This window comes from Veronia nyctiphanis, assembly GCF_004116385.1.
GTDB classification, from domain to species: domain Bacteria; phylum Pseudomonadota; class Gammaproteobacteria; order Enterobacterales; family Vibrionaceae; genus Veronia; species Veronia nyctiphanis.
The window spans coordinates 195,558-212,284 of the sequence record NZ_PEIB01000004.1; the positions used below are offsets into that span (position 1 = coordinate 195,558).

The 16,727-nt window shown below is 44.9% G+C and carries 14 protein-coding genes and 2 pseudogenes; 11 read left to right on the top strand and 5 right to left on the bottom strand.

From position 1 onward, the window contains the following. Positions 1-237: 237 nt before the first annotated feature. Positions 238-1,109, top strand: a pseudogene (locus tag CS022_RS05735) (DMT family transporter). Positions 1,110-1,376: 267 nt separating this feature from the next. Then, entirely contained in the window at positions 1,377-2,162 is a 786-nt protein-coding gene (locus CS022_RS05740; protein WP_129121483.1) for a ParA family protein, read from the top strand. 123 nt (positions 2,163-2,285) lie between these two features. Here CS022_RS05740 and CS022_RS05745 read toward each other — a convergent pair whose 3' ends face one another. After that, entirely contained in the window at positions 2,286-3,374 is a 1,089-nt protein-coding gene (locus tag CS022_RS05745) for a flavin monoamine oxidase family protein (protein WP_201746218.1), read from the bottom strand. Positions 3,375-3,404: 30 nt separating this feature from the next. Further along, positions 3,405-4,067: an SDR family NAD(P)-dependent oxidoreductase gene (locus tag CS022_RS05750; protein WP_129121484.1), complete on the bottom strand. Its 663-nt coding sequence runs from the start codon at positions 4,065-4,067 to the stop codon at positions 3,405-3,407. A 408-nt stretch (positions 4,068-4,475) separates the two neighbouring features. Between CS022_RS05750 and CS022_RS05755 the strand changes: the two genes are divergently transcribed. From CS022_RS05755 to CS022_RS05765, 3 genes are all read left to right on the top strand, one after another. Next, positions 4,476-5,099, top strand: a complete 624-nt coding sequence (locus CS022_RS05755) for an outer membrane beta-barrel protein (RefSeq protein WP_129121485.1) — start codon at positions 4,476-4,478, stop codon at positions 5,097-5,099. 10 nt (positions 5,100-5,109) lie between these two features. Beyond that, a complete protein-coding gene (locus CS022_RS05760; protein WP_161569575.1) occupies positions 5,110-5,652 on the top strand; it encodes an outer membrane beta-barrel protein in 543 nt (180 codons plus the stop codon). Positions 5,653-5,868: 216 nt separating this feature from the next. Next, entirely contained in the window at positions 5,869-6,786 is a 918-nt protein-coding gene (locus CS022_RS05765; protein WP_129121487.1) for a LysR substrate-binding domain-containing protein, read from the top strand. 64 nt (positions 6,787-6,850) lie between these two features. Here the strand turns inward: CS022_RS05765 and CS022_RS05770 are convergent, their stop codons facing one another. Beyond that, a complete protein-coding gene (locus CS022_RS05770) occupies positions 6,851-7,627 on the bottom strand; it encodes an MBL fold metallo-hydrolase (RefSeq protein WP_129121488.1) in 777 nt (258 codons plus the stop codon). A 232-nt stretch (positions 7,628-7,859) separates the two neighbouring features. Between CS022_RS05770 and CS022_RS05775 the strand changes: the two genes are divergently transcribed. The 3 genes and pseudogenes from CS022_RS05775 to CS022_RS25990 all read left to right on the top strand — a co-directional run bounded on the left by CS022_RS05775 (position 7,860) and on the right by CS022_RS25990 (position 11,345). Beyond that, positions 7,860-9,776, top strand: a complete 1,917-nt coding sequence (locus CS022_RS05775; protein ID WP_235869288.1) for a thrombospondin type 3 repeat-containing protein — start codon at positions 7,860-7,862, stop codon at positions 9,774-9,776. Further along, a pseudogene (locus CS022_RS05780) lies at positions 9,734-10,526 on the top strand (M66 family metalloprotease); the annotation flags it as partial. The gene CS022_RS05775 and the pseudogene CS022_RS05780, both read left to right, overlap by 43 nt. Before the next feature lie 117 nt (positions 10,527-10,643). Beyond that, positions 10,644-11,345 carry a TagA domain-containing protein gene (locus tag CS022_RS25990; protein WP_235869289.1) on the top strand — a complete coding sequence of 234 codons (702 nt, stop codon included), beginning with the start codon at positions 10,644-10,646 and terminating at the stop codon, positions 11,343-11,345. 75 nt (positions 11,346-11,420) lie between these two features. On the opposite strand, the gene CS022_RS05790 is transcribed toward CS022_RS25990, so the two are convergent. Both CS022_RS05790 and CS022_RS05795 read right to left on the bottom strand, forming a co-directional pair. After that, positions 11,421-12,059, bottom strand: coding sequence for a glutathione S-transferase family protein (locus CS022_RS05790; RefSeq protein WP_129121491.1), 639 nt, complete (start codon positions 12,057-12,059; stop codon positions 11,421-11,423). Positions 12,060-12,133: 74 nt separating this feature from the next. Further along, complete coding sequence (locus CS022_RS05795; RefSeq protein WP_129121535.1) at positions 12,134-12,841, bottom strand: cupin domain-containing protein; 708 nt, start codon at positions 12,839-12,841, stop codon at positions 12,134-12,136. An 842-nt stretch (positions 12,842-13,683) separates the two neighbouring features. Here CS022_RS05795 and CS022_RS05800 point away from each other — a divergent pair. From CS022_RS05800 to CS022_RS05810, 3 genes are read left to right on the top strand one after another with little or no spacing between them, the layout of a single operon-like run. Beyond that, positions 13,684-14,328 (top strand): glycine betaine ABC transporter substrate-binding protein, encoded by a 645-nt coding sequence (locus tag CS022_RS05800; protein ID WP_161569577.1) that lies wholly within the window; start codon positions 13,684-13,686, stop codon positions 14,326-14,328. Between the two features lie 11 nt (positions 14,329-14,339). Further along, positions 14,340-14,621, top strand: coding sequence for a type 2 periplasmic-binding domain-containing protein (locus tag CS022_RS05805; protein WP_129121493.1), 282 nt, complete (start codon positions 14,340-14,342; stop codon positions 14,619-14,621). A 24-nt stretch (positions 14,622-14,645) separates the two neighbouring features. After that, positions 14,646-16,727, top strand: coding sequence for an EAL domain-containing protein (locus CS022_RS05810; RefSeq protein WP_161569578.1), 2,082 nt, complete (start codon positions 14,646-14,648; stop codon positions 16,725-16,727).

Below are 16,727 nucleotides of genomic sequence, written 5' to 3' on the forward strand. Positions count from 1 at the left end.
GAAGATGATATTTGATTCATGTACAAATTTTGCGAATACTGTCATAGAGTTACTCTATCTTAACTTTTCTACTGTTTTAAACATAAATTGATTGACCTGAATATTGTTCTTCGGTCAATATTTCATCATCTAACTCATTGATAGCGTGATATTCCGCATCAATGATTCTCGTTGAATTTATATGTTTTCGGATGGTGAAACCAAAACATTTTCTCAGTGTAAAGGTCGTAGTTGGTTATGCAGTCAGAACAACGAGGTGTTCTCTTTATCCTCATCGCGACTATGCTCGCGGCCTCTGGATGGATTTTTTCCAAAGAGCTATTCAGGGATTACCGCCATTTGGTTTTATTGGCTTGAGGTTTGTTCTCGCTTCACTTTTCATTCTGCCATTCTCCTGCAAGCAAATTAGGAAGCTAAATCGAAAAGAATTGATGAACGGCTGTATCACTGGTTGCCTGTTGGCCATGACGCTGAATTTCTGGGTATATGCTGTTTCAATTACAACATCATTGGGGGTTGGCGGTTTTATACTCAGCTTGTCGATGTTATTTGTCCCATTGGTCGGGATCATTGTATTTGGTAGACGCCCACCACGTATCTTTTGGCTAAGTGCACCGATAGCTGCGGTTGGAATGGGCTTTCTGTCTCTCAAAAGTGGTGGTCTCATAATCTCAAAAGATCAGGTTTTCTTTCTTATTGCTGCTTTGGCGATGGCCTTTCACTTTAATGTGAACAGTAAAATTTCCAAGCAAATCCCCGTTCTCGCACTGACTACTATCCAGCTGTTCGTGACTGGCGTGTTAGGACTTCTCCTTTCGTCTTTTACCGAAAGCTGGCCAAATTCTGTTGATGTCTCTATATGGGGCTGGGTATTGATGAGTGTTTTACTCGCCACAAGTTTACGCTTTGCGGTGCAGACACTTGGACAGAAAAAGGCAAATGTCACCAGTGCCGCAATGGTAATGATGGTCGAGCCGGTCTGGATAGTGACCTTCAGCCTAGGATACTACGGTGAGGTGTTGGCACCGCAAAAACTGGTGGGGTGTGCCTTGATACTGTCAGCCCTTTTTCTTTATCAATGGGTTGAACGAAAAAAGTCAAATCTCTGATTGTTCCGCCCAGTCTTGAAAATAAGGGGCTGCGCAGCCACTCAAAGTGATGCCGCGCTTTATTCTTCACAGATTATTGACGCTGTTCCACTTCGTGATCACAGTGTGATAATTCCTCCTAATCTCAATGTGTTACAGAGACTACAATATCCACTTAATTGTGTTTTTAATTCAGTGATTGGGCTTAGCCAGCGTTTTGGCGCATCGGTGAGTGATTAAAAATACAAATCATAAATAACATAACCAGAACACATTTAGGGTGGGGAAATGCGTCGCATAGTATTTAATCAAAAGGGTGGAGTAGGGAAGTCAAGTATCACGGTGAACCTTGCAGCAATGAGTGCTGCAAGCGGCAAGCGCACGTTGCTGATTGACCTCGATATTCAGGGAAACAGTAGCCACTATCTGGGCTTCGACATTAATGAACGAAGCAAGAAAACGGTGGCCGATTTATTTGATCAAACCGTATCATGGTTCTCTGTTTCTACGCCAATCAAAGATTTCCCCCAGCAAACCCGTTATGAAAACCTCGATATTATACCTTCAAGCCCAAGGCTTGCAGCACTCGAGCCAGAGTTAGAACGCCGATATAAAATATACAAATTACGTGAAGCGTTAGACCAGCTAGAGAAAGAATATGACAGAGTGTATATCGATACGCCGCCAAATCTTGGCTTCTACTCTAAGGCAGGGTTGATCGCGGCAAACCGTCTTTTAATTCCCTTCGACTGTGACAGTTTTTCCCATCAGGCATTACTGACCTTGATGGATAACTTGGCGGAACTGAGAAATGACCACAACCGTGCATTGGAGTTAGAGGGAGTGGTGGTGAATATGTTTAATGCTCAAGCAAAATTCCCTGCGCAAATCATAGAAAATATTCGAGAGCTTGGTCTGCCGTTGATGGAACCATTTTTGCCTCAGTCCATCAAAATGAAAGAATCTCACTACCAACAGATGCCATTAGTACACTTTGATAATAAACATAAGTTGACGCAGAGTTTTTCTGCATTATTTGACAATATGGAAAGTGAAAAGCTGGTAACAGCGTGAGACACAGTCAGAGTTTGGTAAAGAAAAAGCCGCACAAAGTGCGGCTTTAGTTTCTTGTGAGTAACCTTTTACTCTGCAGTCTTTAGGAAGTGACATTTGCTGCCGTGGCGTTCTCACTAACGGTTAGCTGAGATACAGCGACTTCTGCAGCCTCCAAGCTCCCTCAATATAACCGCCGTATCCTTTTGCTGCCTCGGTGCCCGCAAAGTAAAGTCCTTGTGCCGCGAGCTGTTCAACAGGCTCTGAAGGAAGGCCATACGAACCATGCATCGTTTGTACTTGGTCGTCGACTGTCGCGGTATATTCTTCTTGCGACCAGTCAACCAGTTCCACGCGAATTGGCTTGCTGGCTTTCTCCCCAAAGATGTGGCTGAGCTGTTCGATAGCCAATTCTTTAAGTTTTTCTCTACCTGCTGTTTTTCTTGTTTGGGCGTTGTAACCAATAAACCCAAACAATGCCCCCGCGCCTGATTGGCTGTTGATCGACGCATCATGAATTTCAACAAGTGGACCTACGCGGCTGCTGGCCGTTCCTGAGTGGCCCTCATCGCGCCAAAAAGGACGGTCGTAAACAGCCACAAATTTCGCGTGAGCTGCCATCCAAGTTGGCGTGTTGAGCATCACTTTCAACAAGCTTTCAGGGAGTTCGGGAGAGAATCCTACCTGATTGACCAATAAACGCAGTGGTATTGCCGAAATAACATAATCACCCTCGTAGACGGTAGATTCTCCGTCAGTCTCGGCATGAACTGTGTAGCCCCCATCATGCTTTGTGATGCGTGTTACCTGCGTATTGAGAACAATCTGTTCCTCTTTTAATTCTTTATAAACCGCATTTACCAGTGAGTTCATGCCACCTTCGACACGATAAGAGCTCGGTGAATTGACATAGATACCCGGTATGACGCGTGGTGGCGATGTTTTGGTATCTTCCATCAGGTAATTGCCTTCTTCCTGTTGCGCGAAGACATTTAAACCGAAAGTTTTGACCAACGACTCCACGCGACGGTTCATACCTGGCCAGAACCACGAGGGACCCAAATCGTAATATTCTTTTTCGCCACGCTCTTCGGTTTTTGCGGTTAATATACGGCCGCCGACTCTGCCTCGTGACTCAAGAATCGTCGCTTCTATCCCTTGTCTTTTCAGCAGGTAGGCAGAGTAGAGCCCACTGAGACCTGCACCGATAATGATGACACGTTTAGTTTTCATAATATGTCCTCCAATTCTCAGATATTCGGCCTAAAACGACTCTGAATAAGGTCTTAAGTCGATTTCATGACTCCATGTCGAGCGCGGTTGTTGGCTCAGTTGGAAATAGGCTTCCGCGATGTCTTTTGGAATCAGCGCATTTTCAATTTTTAAATTCGGGAAACGTTTCAAGCTAACGTCTGACCATATGATGCCGTCCAGTACGACATGCGCAATATGAACGCCAGATGGTTGGTATTCCCGAGCCAGCGACTGTGCTAAACCACGCAATGCGAACTTCGCTGATGAAAATGGGCTGAATCCTTTACCCCCTTTCACGCTTGCCGTCGCGCCTGTAAAAATGAGTGTGCCTTTGTGGTTTCGTTCCATTGATGGCAGTACAGTTTGTGCAACATTGAATGCGGATAAGGTACTTGCCCGCCATGTCGCTTCAAACTCTTCCGCTGATATGTCGTTAAAACTGCCCCTGGACAATGTTGCTACGTTATGGATTACAATTTCGGGCGAACCATGCTCTTCCCTGATGGTTTCGAACACCGCACTGACTTCTTCAGCGCGTGTGGTGTCTGCCTGATAATCACCACCTCGTCTGGCAACCCCAACAACTGTGTAACCTGACTGTTGGTATCTGTGTTTCAGCGCTTCACCCAACCCTGGACCATACCCTGTGATGACAACAAGTTTTCGTTCCATTGATGTTCTCCATCCACATTGCAATTGTATTTCGTTGATACCTATTGTTAAAAATTCATGTCGTTCTCACAAAGCATGAGTTTTTGCCAGCCACTAAAGATTTTATTTAGCGGCGTTCATACACAATCAAATGCATATTTGTTGATTGAGGAATAAATGATTTAAATCATTGCTTTACAGGCTTTGGTTGCGAAGAGGTTTGAATTTTATTTGGTTGTTGATGCTTTTTTGGTTAGCAAAATGGCGTGAAATTAACATGGTGAAGAAAGAATGTGCTTTTTGGCATGTCAAATTGATGCGTTTTCTTATTATGCGCCTGATTGATTTAGCTGATCATTGGTCCCTTCATTTGTCTTTTTATTGAACGATGTTCGAAGGGTAATTCAGCGCACACTAGGAAAATATCATATGTCAAAAAAGCCCCTTCTCTTGATTGCAGCTTCGCTGGTTACCACCCAAGCCATGGCTGATGATTATCGCCCTTATTTCGGTGGTGGTATTGGTAACACGTCCATGGATGATTCCGGCTGGATCGACAAAGTTGCAGAATATGGCAACAATTCAAATAAGAAGGGCGCAGGTTTTAAATCTGACGATTTAAGTTTTCGTGGTTTCGCTGGTTATCACCAAAACCGAATCGTAGGCCTAGAGCTTGCGTACACAAAATATGGGAAATCGAAGGCGGAGTATAAAGGCCAAGATCTGAATTACTCCTGGGCACCTACTTCTATATCTCTATCTGCTAATCTTGGCTTTTCATCACAGAATGGCCTGCGCCCATTCGTTCTTATTGGTTCTTCTTACGTCAACATTAATCAAGAGGGACGCAAAGAGTTAACCATTGCTAATGGTGACAGTGGCGCTTTTGGGCTGCACTACGGGGTGGGCCTTGAATATACCCCGCAGGTAGATAGAGGTCTGAGTTACCGCCTTGCTTACGAAGGTGACATGGTGGAAGTAACTTCATCAACTAACACCAGTCATGGCATTGCTATTGGCAGCCTCTATGCCGGCGTTCTTTTCAAGCTGTAATGGGACGATAATGAAAAAACTCATTCTACTCGCGGCGTTTTTTTCGGCCAATGCGTTTGCCCAGTTTCAGCCATCGTTTTATATCGGTGCTGGCTACGGTGATTCACACGATATCAAGAGCACGTCAGATAATGGTGGTTCGTTCTCGCAATCTGTGTCTGAGAAAACCAAGCGCGGGTACGTAGGCGTTAAGGTAAACCCGTTTTTAGGGTTTGAAGGCCAATACGTGAAATACGATATGCCTAACAATGCAGCGGACATTTCATCGATGTCAGTTGCGGGAACGCTGGGCTGTAGCTTTAATTCAGGTTTTCGTCCTTATTTGATCGGCGGGGTTGGTATTTCGGTTGCAAACTCCAACAGAAAAGATGTGGAATCTGAAGCGCGTCCGTCGCTTCATTATGGGGTTGGTATTGAATATACGCCGCCAATGTTGAAACAGCTGACAATCAGGTTGTCTACAGAAAAAGATCGTATCTATTTAGAAGGCATTGATAATCCACGTACAACGCTGGGGTCGACCTATCTGGGTGTGAGTTACAACTTGTATTAGCCTTTTTACGTTAATAATTATTATGAAAAGCCAGCATCTTTGCTGGCTTTTCTTTTTCTGAAATTGCTTAGAAAATGATGCAAGAAGCCTAATCTTTAAATCACTAAAAGATGATTTATTCCTTTCATTTTCAGATAGTTTTACCGATGAGAAGAAAACGATCTAATGCCGGATGCTATGCTTGCGCTAAAGACAAAATAATAATCAAAGGGATATATGAATCGATTGGCACATCTAAACGGAATCAAAGCATTCGAGGCTGCAGCGCGCCACCTTAGCTTTGTTGCCGCAGCGGAAGAGTTGAACGTAACACCGGCTGCAGTGGGACAACAGGTAAGGCAACTGGAAGACTGGTTAGGCGTAAAATTGTTCATTCGCGCGACATCAGGTCAGGCAAGGTTGACGCTTACAGAGGAAGCCAAGCTGGCTTACCCTGAAATATACCAAGGTTTTAACTTAATCATGAACGGGTTAAGTAAACTCAAAAGCCCCAACTTTGATGACAAACTGACAGTCAGTGTCAGTCCGTCTATAGGCGCTAAGTGGCTTTTGCCGCGTATTGCTGATTTTCAAATACGTTTCCCCGATTATGACCTGTGTATCTCTACGAATATCGCGCCACTTGATTACGCTAAAGAGGCGGTCGATGTCGGTATTCGATATGGCTCTGGCGAATGGGACGGACATGACAGCTTATTCCTGATGGACGAAATGGTTTTTCCCGTTTGTTCACCTGAGTTTGCGGAGAAATATAATCTTGCAGCGGGTAGGGAGTCAGAACTTGGTGATGTCCCTTTTTTGTTCGACGTGTCGTTGTCAAAAAGCAAACTCTACCCAACGTGGAATGAATGGTTCGTTCACAAAAGTATCACCGTGCCAGACTGTATTCAGGGCCTGAAAATTAACAGTTCTTCTGAAGTTATTGATGCGGCTATCCGAGGAGAAGGGTTAGCGTTGGGCAGAAGTGTGTTGGTTGAACGAGACATGGAAGCAGGCAAGTTAGTCTGCCCATTTAATATCGAAGAGGTCAGCCACCGTTCGAATTTTTGCTATTACGTTGTTTGGGCTTCGGGTGTCGTCGTACCTGAAAAAGTTGAAGACTTTAAACTGTGGTTACAGGCCCAAGTTAATTGATCGAACTGATGGTTTGATAAGCACAAAGACCGCCTAAGCGGTCTTTTTTACATTTTTACATTGTCTATCTTGGCAAAACATATGTCAGATTGAAGGGAATAGCTACGTCTAACAGTTTAGGCGCAGCGAGCTGGTTATCCCGATTCGACCGACTCTTGATGTACTCTGCCTCTGAGACATGTGCGTTAATCATTACGTTGTCACTCTTTTGCGTTGCTAGCGTGGAACATAACTCAGGTTCATCTTCCTGTTCAGGATAGTCATGGCATAAATAAACCCGCGTATCCTCAGGGAGTTCATAAAGGCTGGTGATAGAACGATAGAGGTCCTCCGCACTGCCTCCCGGAAAGTCTGCCCTCGCTGTTCCACGTTTCGGTGAAAACAAGGTATCCCCAACAAAAACGCTATTTGCTATGTGGTAAGTCAGGTCAGCGGGCGTATGTCCGGGAGTGGCAAGCACAGTGATGACTTCTTCACCGACTGGCAGGGTATCACCGCCCTTTAAAAGGATATCGAACCGGGCCAAATGATTACCATTGACTTTAGCGATCCATGTTTCGTACACATCAATCACTTTTTCGCTGATGGCCACTTTTCCGCCCATTTCTGCTTTAAGTGCCTGCGCTCCGGACAAGTGATCGGCGTGGATGTGAGTCTCAAGGATGTACTTAAGTTTTAAGCCCTGACGTTTTATTGCCTCAATTACTATTTGCAATGAATCTGCTGCTACCTGTCCTGTTTCGTAATCCAATACAGGATCGATAACAACAGCCTCTCCACGATCCGAAACAAGATATGTCAGTGTGCCCGTCGCCCGATGAAAGAAATGTTGTACGTTCATCTGAATCCTCCTAAATTTCGCCTCGTCGAGGGTATGCAGGGAGTTTACGATGCGCATTTTTTCAGAGCGACGCACAAAACTTTTTGATGTCCAACAGAAATTCTTTTGTATGTTCCTGTGGCTTTGAGTCAAGAGGCATTGAGGATTAATCACCACGAATAATTGTCGCTACCAATGCTGTTGACTAGTCTCACAATAGATACATTGTGAATTGATTGGGGAAATTATTGTGATGCATAACAGGTTTTCTCGGCTTATTATAGCCTTCCTAGTTGTCAGCTTGAGCGCATGCGATAAAAGCGCTGAAGATGTGAAAACAGCCTCAGGCAAATCCATCAACCAAGTAAAGCCCGAGGTTTTATATCGTGTCACTGTGATTGATGGTTATCTCGACGGCGCGACAGTCTGGGTAGACCTTGATGCAGACTATGAACTGGATCAGGATGAACCGTCAGCTGTGTCCGGGGCTAACGGCGATGCAGACATCAATGTTGCTGGTATCGACAATGCTGAAAGATACCCGATTGTTGCGTTAGCGGTCAGAGGGAAGACCATTGACGAAGATACACAGTTAACAGTTCCATATACTTTTCTGCTCTCAATGCCTCCCGGTTATAAGGTCATTACGCCACTGACAACCTTGCTTGATTACAGGCTGAGACAACAAGCATCAGCTCAACCTCAAGACCTCAGCGATACGTCTACTCATGCGACAGCAGTAAGCTGGATAGCAACGCATTTGGGGTTGCCTAAAGACGTAATTACAACAGATTTTATTAAGGGCGAGCAGATCAGTGCTCGCTATGCAGCGATGAACTTGGTCGCAGCAGGTGTGTTACCTGAAAATGCCGCACAAATTCCTCCTGGTATCTTTATTCAGTCTTTGACGCCAACACTTCTAAACAATATTTCCCTTGCCGGTGACGCGATTAAACAGATGCTGGTGTGGAACACCTCTAAAGGAAACACTGATATAAAGTCGATGAAAAGGGTCTACCGACCTTTTGACCCTGATGTAGGTTGTGACAAGGGGTATGTCTCGGAGGGAAAAGCCTGTGTACTCGACAGCGATGATGACAATATAGGTAACGCGCGCGACACAGATGATGACAACGATGGCGTTGAAGATAACGCGGATATGTTTCCATTAGATCCGCAGGAGTATGCAGATTTTGATGGAGACGGCATCGGAAACCGCTCTGACCTTGATGATGATGGCGACGGTGTTTTAGATGCCAACGATGCTTTTCCTCTCAATACCAATGAGTGGATAGACACAGATGGAGATGGTATTGGCAATAATACCGATAACGACGATGACGGTGATGGTGTCGTTGATGAAGACGACCAGTTCCCATTAGATAAAACGCAAACCGGCCGGCAAACCGTCAAGCACAACAGCTATATCGCGTTCAACCAGAACAGCTTTAACGATTTGAGCGGTGATTTGAGTGCTTACGTGCTCTTTGCTCAGCATTCAATCATCCCTGCTGGTAATCATATTCAGGGAGATCTCCAGCCACACCTTACCGGGAACAGAAAAACCCTTGTCATGGTTAAACCCGAAAAAAACATGATGTCAGGGGATGCGCTGACGATGCAGGTCATTGACGCTGGTGGCAATGATCGCTATTCCGTTTCTATGGAGACGCCCCGCTGGATCCCCGGAATTGCAGGTCAATTGGAAGTCTCTGTGGGTTTTGATTGGGATCCGACTGATTTTGACTTGCCCTCCAGTTACGACGCAACGGTTTCAGGAGAATCAGCGTTGGCTCAGCTTGATAAATCCGGTGCCAAGTTGCTCGACATATTCAAGTCAGCACAAACGGTAAAAGTCGCGACCCGGAACGGTTCATGGCGCTCTGCGTTCTACCTGCCAACCTCTGAGGCGTTGGACGGGAAGAAAATCGTCTTCCAGTCGTCGGCTGGGTACGGTTCAACAGTGTATTACGGTAATTCAAGTACAAGACTGACAAACGGAACAACGCTGGTTTTGGTCAATTACAAAGGGGCTTGGTTGCAGGCTTCCGACATTGAGCTGACAAAGGTCAAGTATGGGAGAACTTTTGGTCGGCCTCTATCCCTGCTGAGTTTATCAAACCTGGAATGTCACTCAGGTTTAATTATTCAAGACCTGATATGGAATTAAAAACAGGCACATTGGATCAGGTAAATGTTGGTGCGCCAACCGAAATGCTGCTGCACACTATAGATGTAGGAATGCTGATTGAGAATCGTGGTAGGTTTGAATTTCAGTATGATAAAGAGCATGCCAGACAGTATTTTCAGACGCTTCCCGCCAGCCGTCTGGTCGTTTCTATCTATGAGCCGCAGCATTTTGAAGAAATCATGATGTATGACGGCACCTTGCTGACAGACCGGGCACCGGATAACGGTGGATGGCATAGCGGTTCAATGCGTGAGTCAATCGGAAAAATGCTGATTTCATTGGGTATCAACAACGCAAACTATGGCATCAACACGTCCGATGTGTTTATGCAGTCAGGTCGGGGGCATCCTTATTCCGTCGCGCAGATGACGGTACACAGCACCATCGGCGTGTATCAGAATGGCCCGGTTGTACATGGTGGTTCAGGTGGGGGGTATAGTGACGTTAGACAATAGTATTGGCAATGAAATGAGCCACGAGTTAGGGCATAACTATGGGCTCGGTCATTATCCTGGCGGCTTCATCGGCACCCTCCACAGGCCTGCAAACCAGATTAACTCCACGTGGGGATGGGACAGCGATAAAAACCTTTTCTTGCCGAATTTCAATGTGGTTAAATCTGGCACTCAGGCCTGCTACAACGGACAGTGTCTCGACCCGTTTAATGAATATAGATTTGGCAATGATTCCATGGGGGGAGGGGCACCTCACGTCCCTTCGGTGAATGCCTTCACACTTTACACGCCATACACCGCCAAGATCATTCAGAGTTTCCTTGAAGGAAAAGCTGTATTTTCAGAGACGTCATCAACAGGGTTTGTGAAGTGGGATGTTGAGAGTCAATCTATGCGTGAATGGGAAAATAAAGTGCCAGACAAAACCTACGGTAGTCTCTCTCCATCAACATCTGATGAGGCCTCTGTCGCCAGTAAACTTGCGAAGTATGATGGTGTGAAGGTCCACTTTTATAATGGCAATTGGACTGACAATATTCATATTCCGGCTGCATCTTCTGACAATATCGGCAAAGTGTTGACAGTCGGGCATTCCGCAGGGTGGGGCACCACACTTCACATTAATGGTGGAACCGTCTCGGTGAAGTCTGGGTTCGCCAAAAACTATCGCTCGGATGGAAGTCAGTGGGTTGAAGGCGAGTCGTTGAGTCTGACTAAAACACGCAAACCGATACGTCATGGTGTCCCTGTCACGACACTTTTAGGCTACTTTGACCCAGAGAAACAGCTAACAAGCTACATATATCCGGCACTGCATGGTTCGTATGGCATGGTTTACCCGGATGATACGGAATTGGCCAGTTCATCGAATCATTGCCACCTCGCGGTGACTACTTCTGAAGGGGTAAAAAACTACGCGTTGGCCAATCATCGCTTTACACCATCCCGAATGAATCAGTTTCACATCAATATTGAAACTGCAACACAACCGTCAAAAGCAGAGATCATTTGTGGTGGGAATCCGGTTGTGTCACGGGCATTGGAAAGCCCTCGGCAAGAACCTAAGGTTTATATACTGCCATCTGCGGAATGAATGCTCTAATGAAAAGAGAAAGAGCCAGCAATAGCAATGCTGGCCCTTTTTTCTCGGGCAGTGAACGTTTTTTTCTTAGCCTTTCAAGCTAGGACGTTGACCTACTTTTTCTCGCCAGTCGATAAGGTTAGTCAGCTCAGCTGAAATCTCTACTTTAGCGAAGTCTGCAAACGCCAGACCATAGAACAAAGTGATATCAGCCATGGAGAAACTGTCTCCAGCAACATATTCGCTGTTCGCAAGCAGTCGATCGAAATACAGCAGGCCGTTTTTTGCATTAGCAAGCTGAATATTACCCCACTGTGAACACTGGTTAGTTTCCAAATCTGGACCTAAGCCATCCGTTGCATGGTGGAAATACGTACCGACTGCATCCATCACCATTGATTCAGCACGACGCTGCATCATATGTATTTTACCGCGAGCTGAGGCAGTTTGACCCGTCAAGCTAACACCATCGAAATGCGCATCAATGTATTCGGTGATTGCGGTCGACTCTGAGATGAAATCTCCTTCAGCCGTGCGTAATACCGGTACAGTACCGAGCGGGTTCATTGCATAAAAGCTCTCGGTTCTGTGCTCCTTATTCATGACATCGATTTCAACGAAATCCACCTGATCTAAGGCATTTTTCTCTGCCAAGGCTGCACGGATACGCGCAGGGTTAGGAAAGCCGGTAGTTTCAAATACTGTGATTTTGTTTTCCGCTGACATAATGTCTCCTTACTGATATTTATCAATGTCTTTGAGCGACTAAATTGAGTGTTTTCTAAATCTAACGGGTTCAGTTACAGCGAGGTTCTCGCAAAACCTTTGCCGATTTTTCTGTATACCGTTGCACCGCTGGCAGTTTTCAACGTAATGGGCGTGCCTTTGGCGAAACGGAGCCATGAACGTTCTGGATAATCTGCGCCGTTGACGTTTGCAACACCATTGACGACGAAGTATTCCGCAACATCATCAAAGAGTGTTGTTTCTGCTTCATACCCGGCTTCAAATCTGAAAATGTCCGTATGTTCGTATTCTGATTTCCACAGATGCAGTTTGGTCGCTTTTTCGCCGTCAGCTTTCCATTCTGCTGTGTTCATATCGATAATCACTTGCTCTTGGTTTTCTTCTGGTGGAAGCTGAGCCAGTTTTACGAAAATCTCACACCCATCATCTGAAAAGGGACGGTGTGTTCCACGAACTGGGTTGCGAACATAGTATCCTTTCGGATAGTCGCCATACTCATCCTGGAATGTACCTTCGAGTGTGATGAACTCTTCGCCGCCTGGGTGCATGTGAGGTTCAAAATAACTCTCTGGCGCATATCTCACGATTGACGTTGCTCTGATAGCGACTTCATCGCCACGACGTTCAAACATCATTCTTTCTACGCCTTTCATTGGCGTTGGGCTAAATGGTGTTTCTCCGCCGTTGATTTTTACTGTTTTGTCAAAGTCGACGTTGGTTTCGATGAAGCTTTGAGCAGCAGTTTTTTTAATAGCAGTCATTGTTATGCCCTCTATGTCTTGTGTATTCCGTTTCGATGGAGCCAGTGTAGGAAAGTCTTCTGCTGCCGACGACACAAAAACTTTTTGTCCCAACACAGATTTTCTTCCCCGAAGCCGATGAGCGAGAAAGAACGCGTCAAGGCAGGTGAACACAATATATGATTGGTACTTTGTCGAGGTGTTATTCTTGATACGGCGATATATGCCGGGTGGGGTAAGCACTCTTGTTGCTAAATACTTGGCAAGGGGATGACTAACGTAAAAAGTATCCGGTTGATAAAGGATGGCATCGCTCAGCCCGTGACTATGGCATGTCTCGCGCCACAGAGTGTTATTGCTATATCTGGCTTACGAAAATGCTCTTAAGTTGGCGAGTGATCACGGATGTCGCGATAGTGCGTTTTCCGCATTTTCTGAGGAGTGTGGTTATTCCATCATTTAGCTGCGAAGTTCGTGTTTAATGCTCGTAAAATGCAGAGGTTAAACATATCGAAATAACCTCCACTTTTTTGAAGGTACGACATGAAAATACAGAATGACATACCATGTAATCTCTATCAGTGGATATGTTTGAAATTTCAATGATCTTATAATTTTATTTATAACGTTTGTCATTCGGTATTTACTTTTACTTATTCTCACTTAGACCGTGTTTTTAATAATGTCTATACTCTATAAATTATTAGGCATTATTTAATATTTGTATGAGATTTGAGTTTGTATAAGTTATTAGAGCTTAAAAGAAATATAACTAAAATAAGCGTTCCTATTTTTAGGCACCTCAGCAAGTTTGTTTGTGTTATTTTATTTTTTCTACCACTTCGTTACACGCTAATGAACCCGTGAAATTACTGAAACTTGACTGGGCAAGCCAACAAGCTATCACCCACATCACCGAAATTCTGCTCAATAAAAGCGGCGTCGATACTGAAATTGTTGAAGCGGATTCACTAGGACAATGGTTCTTTTTGAATTCAGGGCGGGCAAATGTCCAGATGGAGGTATGGCAAGGAAATGGTTCTTCTCCTTATTACCATCTCGTCGAAAAAGGCAAAATTATCAATGCAGGAAGTCATTTAGTTAAAGGAAGAAAGGAGTGGTGGTACCCCGAACACGTTAAAGAGCTTTGTCCGGGTTTACCAGACTGGCGCGTACTGAACGACTGTATGTTGCTTTTCGCACACGAATTTTCTGGCGATGGAGAGGTGTCGATTGAAGAAAACGCAGGAACAAAAGGTATTCTTTACGCTGGACCATCGAGTGGCAATCTACAAGGAAGAATACGCGCGTTGGAGCTTAACTTTGACGTTAAATATGTCAGGCATGATGATGTGCTTTGGCAGTATTTAGATTCTGCTGTGAACATTCAGAAACCGATTATACTTTTAAACTGGAACCCTAATTGGGTCGAAAGTATCTACCTGGTGAATACGTTGAGTTTCCTGAGTATCAAAGTGACTGCGAAATTAAGCCGGGGTGGGGCTTAAATCTAGAGTATATGTTTGATTGCGGTTCACCAAGAGAAACGAAAATAATTAAAGTGATGACTGATAACTTACCTCTTTGCGCAAGAGAGGTTATCAGTTCAATAAAAATGACAGAAGAAGACATGATATTTCTCTCTACGCTATTGGAACTTGAAGTTAATTATGTCTATACCGCACGAGAGACTGCAGAAATTTGGTTACGTCAGAACAAGGCGAAGTGGAAACGTTGGATGAAAGATGTCTCTTGCCAAGCAAAAAAAAGTGATTTTTCAGATGGCATTCAAGTGCTGTAGTTGTAGATGACTGAGAAGATGAATATGCAGAATTCACGGAATCACGCTAAACAGTCTTTGTCGAAAAAACTCGTGAAGAAAAGTTTGTTCACAGCGCTGTTGCTCGGGCTGCTTTCAAGCTTGTTTTTTACTTATCAGGGTATCAATTCTGAGTTAAATAACGAGATTAAGAATGCCAGAGAGCGTGTCCTTTCTGTTGGCCCAAGTGCTGCGCTTGCGCTTTATTCGATGGACCAAACCCAACTGGAAACTCTATTAAAAGGGTTTGAGACTGACCCCGTATTCAAATACTTCGAAGTGATCGACGTTAACAGCGAGACCATTTTTCGAGTCGATATTCCGCATGCTGAATCAAGTGCCAGTAACATCTTCATGGCAATACTCCCAAACAAAGAAAAGCGTATTGATTTGACTTTGATGCATACCTTTTCAACGGGCAGCGAAACCAAGACGATACCAGTCGGCAAGCTTGAAGTAGAGGTGGATACCATTCATTTGTTCAACACTGCGGTGAATCTGATGTTTGGTATTACCACCAGCACATTGATCTCTGTGATGTTGACCATGATTGTCTTATTAGTCATCAGCCATAACCAAATCATTAAAGCGCTGACTCAGATGAGTGAACTAATGACCTTCAAAGAAGGCAGTCGAGATGTGGGTAATTACCCGATTCCCGACAAGCATGAAGACGACGAAATCGGCGTTTTGATCACCTCGTTCAATGATGTGACGATACAAGCCCAGAACTATATGGACGAGCTTCAGAAGAAGACAGAGAAGCTGCGTGCTTTATCTGACACTGACCCGCTCACAGGTTTGTGGAACCGTCGTGCCTTACTCGCAAAGTTGACGCGCGTTTGTCGCTCTGACTACGACAACAAGTGGGTCATTGTTGCCGTGGGTATTGATGGTTTGAAAGAGTTTAATGACAAGTTTGGCCACAAAAGTGGTGACCAGCTGATTAAGCAATACGGCCAGTTTTTACTCGAAAACCTTCCTGAATCGGCCTTTGTGGCGAGGGCTAGCGGCGATGCGTATACCATTGTCAGCGCTGTTTCATCGGTTGACGACGAGTTGTTGGATAAAATTAAGCAGCTACAAACGTTCCACTTTCCCGCGGATGACCCTAACTTGCCGGAAGAGCATATAACGGCGGCGGTGGGTATCTCGGTTTTTCCTGAGCACGCGAAGAAACCTGAAGCGCTCATACAGTGCGCTGATGTCGCGTTATTCTCGGCAAAGAATAACGAAGATACACAACCCAGCTTCAGATTTTACTCACCAGAATTAGACCTGAAGTTGAAACACTACATGCAGTTAAGAAAAGAGCTGCACAAAATTCTTCATGACAATGCGTTCTACATTGTTTATCAGCCAAAAGTTGCCTTAAACAGCGGTAAAGTTGTTGGGGCTGAGGTGTTGTTCAGGCTGAGAAGTAACCCTGAGCGCGCGCCTTTCGAGCTTTTACAAGTCGCGGAAGAAAGTGGTCAGATTGTTCGCCTTGGTGAGGCGGTGATAGAGATGACATTCCTCGAGATGAAGCCTTATGTCAGACGTTTCCCTGATAACTTCAGGGTCAGTATTAACATTTCACCTAAGCAGTTTCATGATGAACACTTTACTGAGTTTCTCTATGAAACGAGCAAACGTACTGGCTTTCCCCTCAATCGGTTGGATATAGAGATTACAGAAACCAGCCAAATGACAGATTCGGCAGCGCTTGAAGAAAACCGTAAATGGCTTGAAGCGAATGATGTCACCGTGACATTGGATGACTTTGGTACTGGTTTTGCCTCGATGGAGTATCTCCTGCATTTTGGCTTCGACCAGTTGAAGATTGACCGACAGTTTGTGATGCGACTCCCTGACGACGATGAATCACGCTCTATCGTGTCGACCATCGCTTATCTGGCGAAACAATTCGGTATGACGGTGGTTGCTGAGGGCATTGAACTAGAAACGCAAGAAGCCTGCCTTAAAGATTTTGATATTGAGTACGGTCAGGGTTTTCTTTATGCACGGGGCATAGAGCTGGATGCGTTTCTCGATATGGTCGAGTTTAACGACGAGCCAACCACCGGCAGGCCTGCCGTTAACGAATAA